The sequence below is a fragment of the Streptomyces sp. NPDC050610 genome, from assembly GCF_040654875.1.
Taxonomy (GTDB): domain Bacteria; phylum Actinomycetota; class Actinomycetes; order Streptomycetales; family Streptomycetaceae; genus Streptomyces.
The window spans coordinates 20,821-33,305 of sequence record NZ_JBFAIV010000004.1; the positions used below are offsets into that span (position 1 = coordinate 20,821).

9 protein-coding genes are annotated in these 12,485 nt (G+C 73.2%); 2 read left to right on the top strand and 7 right to left on the bottom strand.

What is annotated here, in order from left to right; all coding sequences use genetic code 11:
• Positions 1 to 16: 16 nt before the first annotated feature.
• The 6 genes from AB0I22_RS06225 to AB0I22_RS06250 all read right to left on the bottom strand — a co-directional run bounded on the left by AB0I22_RS06225 (position 17) and on the right by AB0I22_RS06250 (position 8,895).
• Positions 17 to 4,075, bottom strand: a complete 4,059-nt coding sequence (locus AB0I22_RS06225; RefSeq protein ID WP_363129475.1) for a lipopolysaccharide biosynthesis protein — start codon at positions 4,073 to 4,075, stop codon at positions 17 to 19.
• A gap of 114 nt (positions 4,076 to 4,189) precedes the next feature.
• Positions 4,190 to 4,960, bottom strand: coding sequence for a polysaccharide deacetylase family protein (locus AB0I22_RS06230; RefSeq protein ID WP_363129775.1), 771 nt, complete (start codon positions 4,958 to 4,960; stop codon positions 4,190 to 4,192).
• Between the two features lie 92 nt (positions 4,961 to 5,052).
• Positions 5,053 to 6,171 (bottom strand): glycosyltransferase family 2 protein, encoded by a 1,119-nt coding sequence (locus tag AB0I22_RS06235; protein ID WP_363129476.1) that lies wholly within the window; start codon positions 6,169 to 6,171, stop codon positions 5,053 to 5,055.
• A complete protein-coding gene (locus AB0I22_RS06240; protein WP_363129477.1) occupies positions 6,168 to 6,983 on the bottom strand; it encodes a glycosyltransferase family 2 protein in 816 nt (271 codons plus the stop codon). The genes AB0I22_RS06235 and AB0I22_RS06240 overlap by 4 nt, the downstream gene beginning before the upstream one ends.
• A 381-nt stretch (positions 6,984 to 7,364) precedes the next feature.
• Entirely contained in the window at positions 7,365 to 8,459 is a 1,095-nt protein-coding gene (locus AB0I22_RS06245; protein ID WP_363129478.1) for a GNAT family N-acetyltransferase, read from the bottom strand.
• 1 nt (position 8,460) lies between these two features.
• The gene (locus AB0I22_RS06250) at positions 8,461 to 8,895 is read right to left on the bottom strand and encodes a hypothetical protein (protein ID WP_363129479.1); all 435 of its coding nucleotides are present in this window, start codon (positions 8,893 to 8,895) and stop codon (positions 8,461 to 8,463) included.
• 357 nt (positions 8,896 to 9,252) lie between these two features.
• Between AB0I22_RS06250 and AB0I22_RS06255 the strand changes: the two genes are divergently transcribed.
• The gene (locus AB0I22_RS06255; protein ID WP_363129480.1) at positions 9,253 to 10,059 is read left to right on the top strand and encodes an SGNH/GDSL hydrolase family protein; all 807 of its coding nucleotides are present in this window, start codon (positions 9,253 to 9,255) and stop codon (positions 10,057 to 10,059) included.
• A gap of 66 nt (positions 10,060 to 10,125) precedes the next feature.
• Here the strand turns inward: AB0I22_RS06255 and AB0I22_RS06260 are convergent, their stop codons facing one another.
• Positions 10,126 to 11,805: a serine/threonine-protein kinase gene (locus AB0I22_RS06260; protein WP_363129481.1), complete on the bottom strand. Its 1,680-nt coding sequence runs from the start codon at positions 11,803 to 11,805 to the stop codon at positions 10,126 to 10,128.
• Between the two features lie 329 nt (positions 11,806 to 12,134).
• On the opposite strand from AB0I22_RS06260, the gene AB0I22_RS06265 reads away from it, so the two are divergent.
• On the top strand, positions 12,135 to 12,398 hold the full coding sequence (locus tag AB0I22_RS06265; RefSeq protein ID WP_363129482.1) for a hypothetical protein: 264 nt from the start codon (positions 12,135 to 12,137) through the stop codon (positions 12,396 to 12,398).
• The last annotated feature ends 87 nt before the right edge of the window (positions 12,399 to 12,485 follow it).

A 12,485-nucleotide genomic window follows, 5' to 3' on the forward strand; every position in this document is an offset into this window, starting at 1 on the left:
CGGGCGCACCGGGCCCCTACGACATGGTCCAGAGCCGGTGGACCAGCGAGGCCAGCAGCACCGCCAGCAGCGGCAGCGAGAACCAGAAGCTGCCCTGGAGCCACCGCAGTTGCCGCACTCCAGACCGCATGCCCACGCGTACCAGCTCGCGCGCCGAGAGCAGGGCCAGCAGCGCTACGGCCGCGAGCCCGCCCACCACCGACATCGGCGTCCAGGTGACCTTCGGCCCGACCGGTCCGGGGGCCGGCTCCGCGGCCCGGCCCTCCGGGCGCCGCGCCAGCTCGTAGACCGTGGCGTCGGCGTTGGACAGCGCCCGGCGCAGCTCGGGCCGCGCGTCCAGGGCGCGCAGCAGCCGCGCCTCCCAGGTCGGCGCGTACCCCGAGTCGAGCTGGAGGGACACCGCCTGGCTGCGGTTGACCATCAGGTACCCGTTGGGGCCGGCGTCCCGCAGCGCTTCGACGAGGTCGTCCACGACCACCGGGTCGCGGGGGGCCTGCGTCGCCCGGTAGTTCACGCGCTCCATGTCGCGGGCGCCCCACGGCATGGCGGGCGTGACGCTGTTGACCGGGTCGCTGCTCGGCCACAACACCTGCGCGGTCGGCTTGTCGTGCGCGTACACGTAGTCCATCGCGGCGACCTCGCCGGGCCGCACCCGCTCGAACTGCTCGTTGCCCCAACGGGCCACCAGGAAGCCGAAGATGAGGACGAGCCCGGCCAGCAGCGCGGCGATCGGGCCGAGCGCGCCGCGCCCGCCGCCGGTCCGCGGGAAGATCGCGAGCGCGGCCAGGACGCAGGCGCCGGGCAGCGCGAACAGGAAGACGCGCAGCGCGACCTCGCCGCCGTACGACTGCATCCCGAAGGCGAGGAACGGCACCGCCGTGAGCACCACCAGCGACACGTCGCTCAGCCCGGCCTTGCGCCGCCGCAGCCAGCCGTACCCGGCGAAGGCCAGCATGCCGGCCGCGAGCGCGACCCGTGTGTACAGCACCAGCTTGTGGGTGCTGCTGCCGCCCTGGATGCGGCCGGAGACCGAGGAGTCGAGGTTGCCGCCGAGCGAGCCGAGCCCGCCGAACAGCTCGTCGAAGTGGCCGGACCAGTACGGCTCCGCGAGGAACCCCACCCACACCACCAGCATCACGCAGCACAGCAGCGGCAGTCCGCGCAGCGTCGAGCGGCGCACCAGGACCAGTACGGTCAGCACGCCCAGCATCACGAACGGCGTCAGCTGATGGCTCGCGACCGAGGCCGCGAACAGGCCGATGAGCACCGCCAGCAGCACCGCCCGCTCCCTGCGCCCGACCGGATCGACCTCGCTCTCGCCCGGCAGCCGCCTGCCGCGCAGCGGGCGCGGCCAGCGGAACCACACCAGCAGCACGGCCACGAACAGCAGATAGATCAGGTAGTTCAGGGCCTGCGGCGAGAAGTAGTCCTGGCCGACCCAGCCGCACAGCGCGAACAGCCAGGCCGCCGTCCACTTCGCCCGCCAGCCCGCCCGTACCGCCTTCAGCAGCAGCATGAACGGGGCCAGATACAGCAACTGGACCGCCAGCGGCCACCAGCGCAAGACCCCGGACAGGTCGTCCACGCCGCACGCCCGGGCGACGAACGCCGCGGCCGCGAAGAACCCCGGCCAGCTCCAGCGGGCGTCCAGATCGGGCGCCGCCGTGCCGGTCCGGTCGATGAAGTCCAGGAAACCGACGTGCTGCCACGCCGTCGCGAACCTCGGCTCGCTCTCCAGCACCGCGGGCACCGCGTGCAGCGACACCACCGTCAGCAGCACGATCGCCAGCAGCAGCCCGCGACTCGGCCGCCCCAGCCAGAGCGCGGAGGCGAACGCGAGGACCAGCAGCGCGGCCCCCAGCAGCGTCGCCCCCGGCAGCACCGAGATCAGCCCGAGCCCGCCCATGTCGTCCAGCGACACATCGCCCAGCGTCCGCAGCGGCAGCCAGTACAGGCCGAGCGCTGCGGCGAGCAGCAGCCAGATCCCCGGCTCCGGCGCCCGCATCCACGACGGCACGCGACCGGCGGCGGCCGAGGCGACGCGCCGCGCGGCGGCGGGCACGGCGGGTGGCACGGGGGGCGGGGGAGCGGGAGCGGGGGCGGGAGGGGTCGGTGCGGCGGCCGGCAACGGCGCGGCGGGCATCCGCATCTCGGGCCACTTCAGCCGCTCGGGCTTTTCTGCCTTTTCTGCCTTTTCTGCCTTTTCTGTCTTCTCCGCCTTTTCCGACTGCTCCGCCTTCTCCAGCCGCTCCTCCCGCTCCGACCGCTCGGCTTTCCCTGGTGCATCAGGCTTCCCCGGCGTCTCAGGCTTCTTCGGCACCTCAGACTTCCCCACCGCCTCAGGCTTCTCCGGCGGCGCGGCGGACCACCGCCAAGGGTTCGTCCCCAGCGGCAGCGTCGAGCGCAGCGTGTGCGCCCACCGCGGCCCGCCGTCCTGCTGCGAGGGGATCGCCGCCGGGCCCGGCCGGGGGCGGTCCTCCGGAGGGGGCTCGTTGATGCCCTCGGGGGTGTGCCGCACATCCGGCCGCCGCTCCGGATGGTCGAAGTCCAGCCGGACCCCGAGCGGCACCGTGTCGGCGTCCAGCGCCTGGCGCAGCGCCCACCGCGTGCCGTACGCGCCGGTCTTCTCCTCGCCCGTACCGGGCCGGGGCCGGACGACCGTGGCCGCGTCCCCCTTGTCGCCGTCCGCGGCCAGGTCCGCGAGGTCGCCGTCGGGTGCGGCCACCTCCGCCGTGATCTTGACGGGCGGGGCGGATGGGTGCGCGGCGAGGATTCTGCGGAGTTTGACCGTCGCGATGGAGACGATCACGGCCAGGCTGGAGATCTCCGCGACGCCCGCGCCCGTGAGCCCCATGCGCGGCAGCAGCAACAGCGTGAGCCCCAGCACCAGGGCGCACAGCAGCCCCTGGAGGTAGGCCAGTCCGGAGGTGCGGCTCTGCGCGCGCAGCACCGCGAAGTAGACCTCCATCACCACGCGCAGCGCCGCGCCCACCGCGAACCAGCGCAGCAGCGGCGTCGCCGCCTGGGCGTACCCCGCGCCGAAGACCTTGAGGATGTACGGGGCCAGGAAGAAGAGGAGCAGGCAGACCGGGAGCATGATCCGGGCCATCCGGCGCAGCGCGGCCCGGCAGTTCTCCGCCAGCCGCGCCGGGTCGTGCGAGCCCTCCACCGTCAGCGACGCGCCCATGTTGATCGCGAGCAGGTTGACGGTGCCGCCGATGGTGGTGGTGATGTAGAAGTACGCGTTGTCCGCGGAGCTGACCTGCGCGGCGACGATCACCGGCACCAGGTAGACCACGGCCAGCGAGAACAGCGAGCCGGTGTAGTCGCCGGCCAGGAAGCGCCCCATCTCCCGGTACGAGACCGGCCGCGCCGACTCCTTGGTGCGCTCCACATGGCGCGGCACCAGCCGCCGGAAGACCAGCCAGCCCAGTGGGAGCACCGACACCGCGATGGCGGCGATCCAGGAGACGAAGACCCCGGTGGCCGGGATGGCCGCCGAGAGCCCCACCAGCAGCGCCAGCTTCACCGCCGAGAAGACGGTGTTGCCCACCGGTACCCACAGCGCGCTGCGCAGCCCGGTCAGCACCCCGTCCTGGAGGGTGAGCAGCGACCAGGCGACGACGGCGATGATGAAGCCGAAGCCGTGCAGCGGCCCGTGCAGGAACCGGTAGGACGGCCCCCACAGGTTCAGCGTCAGCAGGAAGACGGACGCCGCGACCGCCACGACGACCGAACTCCCCGCGTACGTGCGGAAGACGAGCCGTGCCGTCGCCCGCCCCGCGATCGGGATGAAGCGGGCCAGCGCCCCCGTCAGGGTCACCGCGGTCAGCCCGGCGAGGAGCTTCATCGCGGCGATGGCCGCCGAACCCTGGCCCACCGAGTCCGCCGAGTAGTAGCGGGCGGCGACCAGCCAGTAGCCCATGCCGAGGCTCGCGCTGATGCCCGTGTTGAGCATCAGCGCGTACGCGTTGCGGAAGAGCGGCGAGCCGCCGCCCCGCCCCCGCAGCCGCAGTATGCGGCCCGCCGGCCGCTGCTCCTGGCGCTCCTCGGTCCGGGTGGTCGTGTCAGACACGGGCTTCGGCTGCCTTCCTCGAAGATTGCCTCACGCTGGGGCTCCGGGCGGGCCGGAGACCGCCGCTCGTACGGGGTCGTGCCGCTCGTACCGCTCCTCGGCCGCGGTCGCGCTTCACCCCCCGGGGAAACAGCGCCGGGCGGCCCGGCGGGCCCTGCGGACGACTGCGTACCCTTTGGTCAGGGCGTGGTCCCGGGCGAAGTTGCGGCCCAGCGCCCGGCCCTCGACGAGCCGCTCGAACTCGCCGATGTCCGTGGAGCGGCGCACCGTGACCCGCTCCAGGGCGTACGGGCCCTGCCGGCGTGCGGCGAGGGCGTTGCCGACCGCCAGCGACACCCCGAACCCGGCTTCCCGTACCGCGTGCCGCACCCGGCGGCTGGAGTAGCCGTACGGGTAGGCGAAGGAGACCGGCGGGGCGTCGAGTTCCAGGGCCAGGATCTCCCGGCAGCGCTCCACCTCGAACCGCAGCCGTTCGTCGGTGAGTTGGTCCATCTGCGGATGCGTGTGGCTGTGCCCGCCGATCTCCATCCCGGCGGCCGCCAGTTCCCGCACCTGGTCCCAGTGGAGCATCAGGTCCGGCGCTCCCTTGCCCTCGTGCGCGCCGCGCAGCCACCCCGTGGACGCGAACAGGGTCGCCGCGAAGCCGTGCCGGGCGAGGAGGGGGAGGGCGTGCCGGTGCACGCCCTCGTAGCCGTCGTCGAAGGTGATCAGCACGGGCCGCGGCGGCAGCCGGTCGCCGTCCCGCCACGCCCCGGCCAACTGCCCGGCCGTGAGCGGCGTGCAGCCGCGCTCGGCGAGCAGCTCCAGCTGCTCGGCGAAGGCGTTCGGCGACACCGACAGCCCCTGCGCCGCCCGCGCGGGGGCGTGCGCCACCGCGTGGTACATCAGGATCGGCACCGGGCCGGTGTCCCTCGCCGGGCCGTTCGGTCCGCTCTTTCCCGCCGCGCCGTTCACGGCCGTGCCTCTGACCGCGCCGTTCATGTCCGCTCGCCTCCCCGCGACCGGTGCCGCTCCTGTTCCACGTCGTGCGCCCCGTCCGCCGGCGGCTCCGGCGGGCCAGGCGGCGCGACCGCCGGCGGGATCACGAACCGGCCGGCTCCGCGCCGCGCCCGTACGCTGCCGAGCGCGTACCCGCCCGCCGCGGCGGCCACCCCGGCCACGATGGCGCCGGCGCGCCCCGCCCCACCGGGGCGCGCCAGCAGTGCGTCGCGCACGCCTCGCGCGACGCCCGCGGGCAGCACCCGCGTCACATAGCGGCGCTCCGTGGCCAGCCCCTCCCGCTGTCCCACGCTGCCGGCGACCAGCGCCTTGGACAGGCCCTCGGCGTACGCGCGGGTACGGAAGTAGCGGAACCGTTCGCGGGCCGCCGGCACCCGGTGGTGGATCACCGCCCGGTCGTCGATGAGCAGGACCGCGCCCGGCATCGCGCGGGAGAGCCGGATGCACAGCTCGGTCTCCTCGCAGCCCAGCGGCAGCCGGTCGCCGTCCCGTCCGATGCCGCAGGCGAACCCGCCGACCGCCTCGAACGCGGTCCGCCGGAACGACGAGTTGCCGCCCAGCACGTTGCGGACCCGGACCCGGCCGGGCGGCAGCCCCCGGTACGTGCAGCCCACGACCCAGTCGAACTCCTCGGGGAACCAGGCCGGCCGGCGGCGCGACTCCCATACGGGCGCGGTGCGGCCGCCGACGGCCATCACGCGCGGGTCCGCGTACGCGTCGGCGAAGCGGCGCAGCCAGTCCCGCTCGGCGACGGCGTCGTCGTCGAGGAAGGCGATGATCTCGCCGGTGGACTCGGCGACGCCGGTGTTGCGGCCCGCGGAGAGGCCGCGGGGCCCGGCGTTGGCGAGCACCCGCACCTCGCCGGGGCCGGCCGCGGCGCCCGCGCCGTCGTCGCCGTAGTGCTTGGCGAGCCGGCGCAGCAGCGCGGCGTTGTGGTCGACCACCAGCAGCGTCTCGTGGGCCGGCGCCGACTGGTCGCGCACCGAGGCGACGGCGGCCAGGATGTCCTCCCAGCGGTCCTCGGTGTAGACGCAGACGATCACCGAGACGGCCGGCGGGCCGGACGCCGGTGCGCCCGGCCCGGGGGACTGGTTCAAGACACCTCCCCGCGGCTCGCGCCCGGCGCCATGGCCGCGGTCCGCTGTCCGCGCTGCCGCCCGGACCGCTCGCGCAGTATCACTCTCAGCACCCGCAGCCCGTCGTGGACCGCCCGCAGGTTGCTGACGCCGTGGATGCGCTCGAACTCGTGGCTCGGCACCTCCTGGACCCGTAACCCGGCCTTGACGACCCGGATGTTCATCAGGGTCTCGATCTCGAACCCGGCGCAGTCCAGCGCGATCTCGTCCAGGCACCGCTTCCAGAAGGCGTTGTAGCCGTAGCACAGGTCGGTGTAGCGGGCGCCGAACTTGTGGTTGACCACCGAGGTCAGCACCCGGTTGCCGAGCTTGCGGATCGGCGTCATGTCGTCCGTGCCGCCGCCGTTGGCGAACCGCGAGCCCTTCGCGAAGTCCGCGCCCCCCACCAGCGCGGAGACGTAGGAGACGATCTCGCCGCCGTCCGCGGAGCCGTCGGCGTCCACCATGACGATGATCTCGCCCGTGCAGGCGGCGAATCCGGTGATCAGCGCGTCCCCCTTGCCCTTGCCGCGCTGTTCGACGACTTTGACCTCCGGCCACAGTTCACGGGCGACGCGGACCGTGTCGTCCGTTGAATTCCCGTCGACCAGGACCACTTCGTGTATCCAGTCCGGGAGTGTCTTGAAGACGTAAGGAAGATTCTCCGCCTCGTTCATCGCCGGTATGACGACGCTCACCGGCGGAGCTATTGCGAAATCCGAGGTCACGGGCCTGTATTGGCCCGGAATTAATTGATCTTGGCTGGTTGCCGCAGGACGCAGAACTGAACTCATGAGTCTTTTTCCCTCTCGTCCGGTGGACCGCCCGCCCAGAGCGGTCCGTTGGTTTTCCGGTTCGAAAGGGGGGTCCTCGCTCCGTGTCCGACGGCGTGGATCGCCTTACGGGCAGGACGAGTTGGCGTGTGGTGCTGGCCGCGCGGCCCGTAGCTCGGCACGACTGGCTCGGCCGGTACGGTGCCCCCCCACCGCGCCCCGCGCCGGTATCCATCGCGGCGCTTGAGCCCTCCCCTAGCGCTGCCTTGCGTGATGGGCCGATGCGGGTGGATGTACGACGGTATTGACGGTTGAGACTCTAAGGCAAGACCTTGAGCCGAGCCCCCTCCTTCTATGTTTTTTACGCCGGATTTCGATGGCGCATTCGGAGCCCTTTGTTCCTCAGTCGCCCGACCGAAAACGGCCCATTCGCTTCAGCAGTCGATCTGCCGGATCGAAGAGCTCGGGGCGGGAGAGAACCGTATTGCGCAGCGCCCGCACCGGGGCGCGCCGAGCGCGATGCGCCAGCGCCACCGGATGACGGCGGGTCACCCAGCCCTCGGACACGGTCAGCTCCCGTGTCTTGAGGGAGTCCTTGTACTCCTTCTCGCCGCGCCCGAGATCCAGATAGGCCATGCCCTGCGCGGCGGCCCCCTCGGCCATCCGCAGATGCAGCACGAGGCCGGGCGAGAACTTCGCGAACGCCGGGTCGTACGCGGGAAACCAGCAGGCCAGCACCCGCTCCGACCGCAGTCCGAAGTGCGCCGCGATCGGCCGGCCGCCCGCGTAGAGCACCGACAGCAGGCCGGCGAAGGAGGGGGTGCTGGTGTGGAAGAGCTGCTCGACGAGGTGCGCGATCCAGGCATGGGCGAAGCGGTCGCTGCGCCCCGTTCTCCGGTACTGCGCGGACTTCCAGCCGATCAGCGCCGCGAGGACGGCCGGATCGCGCTCATCGTGCTCGTACCGCACCTCGCCGACGTCCCGGCCGAGCTTGCGCTCCTTCGCCAGAGTGGTGCGGGCGAACTTCCCCGCCTGCTTGCGCAACTGCGCCAGATACGCCTCGTACCCCTGCTCGACGTCGATCACCGGGGAGGCGTACGCGCGGACGGCCCCCACCTCGAACGGCTTCTGCCCCTCCACCAGGTGGTCGAACTCCCACACCGACAGGGAGCACGCGGACAGCAGCTCCCGCGCGTCCCACTGAAACCCCGGCCGGTGCACCAGGCCCTGGGCGTCCGAGACGCCCAGCCCGACCGCCCGGCCCACCCCCGTCGCGGAGCGCTGGAACGGCAGGAAGGCCACCGGCTCGCCCTCCTCCCGGGCCACCGCGATCCGCACCCCGCGCCGGCAGCGGCCGACGGCGAGGGTGAACTCCGGGGCGAGGAAGGGGTTGGCGAGCTGGGGCGTGCCGTTCTCGAAGGACTGCGACTGGATGGCGGTCCACGCCGCACGGTCCCCGGCCGTCAGCTCGCCGGGGCGGTACACGCTGATGCTCACGTCAAGAGGTCCGACTTCTCGCCGCGCGGTCGCGGTGCTGCCGCGCGTATGCCAGCAGGGGTGGAGCGCAGAGGGCGAGGCTCACGGCCGCCACGGCGACGACGCCGCCGGTGACCGACCAGATGTGCAGCGCGAGCATGGCCTGGGCGATCAGCAGATCGATCGCGATGGCGCCGCCCGCCGCCACCACCCACCTGCTGAGCGGGTCGAGGCCGCGCAGCACGGCCGCCACGGCGCACGCGGGCGCGGCGAAGAGGAAGAAGAACGCGAACGGCGCGCGCAGCGGCGAGACCACATCGCCGAGCGCCAGCGCGGCGCCGACCCCTCCGACGGCGGCGGCCGCGCCCGCGACGGCGGGGAGCGATCCCCCGAGCACGGATCTCCCGCTGGTGTCGCTTCTCCCGCCGGTGTCGCTCTTTCCAGTGATGTTCTGCATTGGCGACTTTGCCCCCCGAAGCGCCGGATGCCGGGCTTCAATGTCGCGCAATCGGCGGATGCGCGTCAAGATGTGAAGGGTGTGCAAACGGCCTCCGGTTACCGGCGGTTGACCGTTCATTCGCCTTTCCCCCGCCCACAGTTGACGTTCCGTCAGTATGTGGCACGCGGCCTTCCGCGGCGCCGTGCGCCGGGGCGCACGCCCCCGCGACCGGCCCACCAGCGAGAAGTTACGAATGTGACAGGGAATCACAACCTGTCGGTTACGGTCGCCGTTGTCCTTGGCATGGACACTTCCCGTTACGCATGTGGCCTGGTACTACGGATATAGGCAGAGATCCTGCTAACGGGAGGTTTCATGAAACTGTCCAGAATTGCGAGCTTCGTCTCCGCAACCACCCTCACCACCGCGCTCGCCCTCACCGGGGCGGGCGCCGCGCATGCCGGAGAGAAGAACGCAACGCCCGCCTACACGGCGCTCGGTGACTCCTACTCGGCCGGAGTCGGGGCGGGCGGCTACGACGGCGCGAGCGGCGCCTGCAAGCGCAGCACCAAGGCGTACCCCGCCCTCTGGGCAGCCGCCCACGCGCCGGCCAGCTTCACCTTCGCCGCCTGCTCGGGTGCGCGTACGGGCGACGTGCTCAGCGGACAGCTGGGCTCGCTCAAATCCTCCACCGGACTCGTCAGCATCAGCGTCGGCGGCAACGACGCGGGCTTCGCCGACACCATGTCCACCTGCGTCCTCAAGGGCGAGGCCGCCTGCCTGAGCGGGGTGGCCAAGGCCCGCTCGTACATCGACAAGACCCTCCCCGCCCAGCTCGACAAGGTCTACAACGCGATCACGTCGAAGGCCCCCTCCGCACACGTCGTCGTGGTCGGCTACCCGCGGTTCTACAAGCTCGGCGGCAGCTGCTCGGTGGGCCTCAGCGAGAAGTCCCGCACCGCGATCAACGGCGCCGCCGACGAGATCAACACCGTCACCGCCAAGCGCGCCGCCGACCACGGCTTCGCGTTCAGCGACGTCGGCGCCCCGTTCACCGGGCACGAGATCTGCTCCGACGACGCCTGGCTGCACAGCGTGACGCTGCCCGTCGACGAGTCCTACCACCCCACCGCGGACGGCCAGGCCAAGGGCTACCTGCCCGCCTTCTCGTCAGCCGCCTGACCCGCCTCCGTACCCGCTCCCCGATCCACCGCCCGACGCGCCCGCCGGGCCGTGACCGACGCCGGGTCAGCCGCCAGTGGCCGACCCGGCGTCGGCCGTGGCGGAGGCCGTGGCGGAGGTCCCGCCCGTCGGGGTCTGCTCGCACGACACGCTGAAGGGGACCCGGCGCGAGACGACCCGCTCCGGGGCCCTGACCTCCAGCGCGATCCAGTCGTCGTCCGTGGCCCCCGAGTGGTAGTTCAGCTCCGTGTGGCCGACCGTCCGGGACTTCGCGCCGGCGATCCGCACGGACTTCCAGCCGCCGTCGGTGACCTTCCCGCTCCCCGTGACCCACCGGTACGAGACCTGCGCCGGAGTGCCGTCCACGGTGAGCGTCGCCACGAAGTACGGGGCCTCGGCGGCGGACGGCGGGCACGCGCCGGTGTACCGGTCGCGCGCCGCCGTCACCGATACCGCCACGGAACCGGACTTCGCGCCCCCGGGCGTACTGCCCGAGCCGGAACCTGAGCCGGACCCCGAGCCTGAGCCGGAATCAGAGCCCGAGCCCGAGCCGTTGGACGCGGCGCCCTTGTCGCCGGACGTCCCGCCGCTCGACGACGACCCGTTGCCGGATCCGCCGTCCGACCCGCCTCCCGAGCCGTCATGGGCCAGCAGCGCCCAGGTGACGCCGCCCGCCACGAGCACGGCCGCCAACACCCCTGCCGCCACGGCGGTCCGGCGCGACACGCGCCCGGCCGCGGGCGGCCGTGCGTCGCCGCCCGGCGCGTCCTGCGGGGAGTGCGGGGACTGCGGCGAGCGCCCGGCCCCGCCACCCACACCGCCGCCCCCGGCCCCGGTCGTCGTCCTGGGCGGGGCCGCCGCCGGGACCGTCGGCGGCGGAGCCGCCCTCGGCGTGCCCCCGGCCGCCGCCGTGCGCAGCATCGGCTCCGTCGCGGCGGCGTCCGCCCGCAGTACGGGGTCCTTGCGCAGCAGCCCCTCCAGCACCGGGGCGAGCGGACCCGCGCGGCGCGGCGGCGGCAGCGCCTCGTCGACCACGGCCCGCATCGTGGAGAGCGGTGTCTCCCGGCGGAACGGGGAGGCCCCCTCCACGGCCGCGTACAGCGTCACGCCGAGCGACCACAGATCCGAGGCCGGGCCGGGCTGCTCGCCCAGTACGCGCTCGGGGGCCAGGAACTCCGGGGAGCCCACCAGCTCCCCGGTCATGGTCAGCGCCGTGCTGCCCTCGACCATCGCGATGCCGAAATCGGTGAGGACCACCCGGCCGTCGTTGGTGAGGAGCACATTGCCGGGCTTCACATCCCGGTGCAGCACCCCCGCGATGTGTGCCGCCCGCAGCGCGGCCAGCACCTCCACGCCGACGCGGGCCGCCCGCGCGGGGGAGAGCGTCCGCTCCGCGTCCAGCACCTCCGCCAGCGACAGCCCGCGTATCAGCTCCATTACGATCCACGGGCGGCCGTCCTCGGACACCACGTCGTGGACGGTGACGACATTGGGGTGCGAGACGGCGCCCGCGGCCCGGCCCTCGCGCTCCAGGCGCGCGTACAGCTGCCGCACCTCGCGGTCGAGCAGTCCGGAGGGCGCGCGCACCTCCTTGACGGCCACCTCGCGGCCCAGCACCTCGTCCCGCGCGCGCCAGACCACGCCCATGCCGCCGCGGCCCAGCTCGCCCAGCAGCCGGTAGCGGCCCGCCAGTACGCGGCCGGGCCGCGCGCCGCCGCCGCGCTCATCCGAAGGAATTCCGCTCATCGACGAGCCCCTCCCGCGAGAGAGCGATCCACCGCCGTGTTCTCTCCGGGGGAGAATCCCCCCGCCTCGAAGAGAACATGCGGGTCCGCGCGGAGCGGGGGCCGCCGACGCGAGGCGAACGTCAGTGAATGTACCGCGACGCAGCGTGATCGCCCCCTGTCAGGAGGGGGCCGTATCGGTCAACTGGCCCTCTGCCGCGACGGGTTCGCGCCAGTCGCGTCAACGCCCTTGACGGAGTGGTGAATCCGGCCCGCGGATGCGCGGGTGACGTGAAGGGGCGGTAGGGTTACTCTGCCCGGGCCGGGTATCTCGTACGGGTGGGGAGTCTCATGGAGCAGATAGCAATGCGCAGCAGGCCGCGAGTGCCTGCCATCAGCTGCGGGAGCGGCGCGTCCAGCGCGCGCCTCGACCGCCATCTCGCGGTGCTGGGCGGCCCTGCCGTGCCGCAGCGCGAGACGGAGTCGGCGACCGTGCTGATGCGCGAGCTGACGGCGCGCGACCACTCGCGCGCCAAGCAGAGCCGGACCGCCAGGGTGTCGCTCTTCGCGCCGCTGCGGCGGCTGCGGCGCTCGCTGTTCGGCAGCCGCCACTGACGGCGGGCGGACACCCGAGGCCCGGCGGCCACACCGACCCGGCACAGCGCTGAGACCTGAGAGCCCGTTATCCCCGGGGCGCTCGGG

Bases quoted from the DNA above. Each gene is read 5' to 3' on its own strand.
- AB0I22_RS06230 (WP_363129775.1), bottom strand. From the start codon at position 4,960: ATGTACCACGCGGTGGCGCACGCCCCCGCGCGGGCGGCGCAGGGGCTG.
- AB0I22_RS06240 (WP_363129477.1), bottom strand. From the start codon at position 6,983: ATGAGTTCAGTTCTGCGTCCTGCGGCAACCAGCCAAGATCAATTAATT.
- AB0I22_RS06250 (WP_363129479.1), bottom strand. From the start codon at position 8,895: ATGCAGAACATCACTGGAAAGAGCGACACCGGCGGGAGAAGCGACACC.
- AB0I22_RS06255 (WP_363129480.1), top strand. From the start codon at position 9,253: ATGAAACTGTCCAGAATTGCGAGCTTCGTCTCCGCAACCACCCTCACC.
- AB0I22_RS06260 (WP_363129481.1), bottom strand. From the start codon at position 11,805: ATGAGCGGAATTCCTTCGGATGAGCGCGGCGGCGGCGCGCGGCCCGGC.
- AB0I22_RS06265 (WP_363129482.1), top strand. From the start codon at position 12,135: ATGGAGCAGATAGCAATGCGCAGCAGGCCGCGAGTGCCTGCCATCAGC.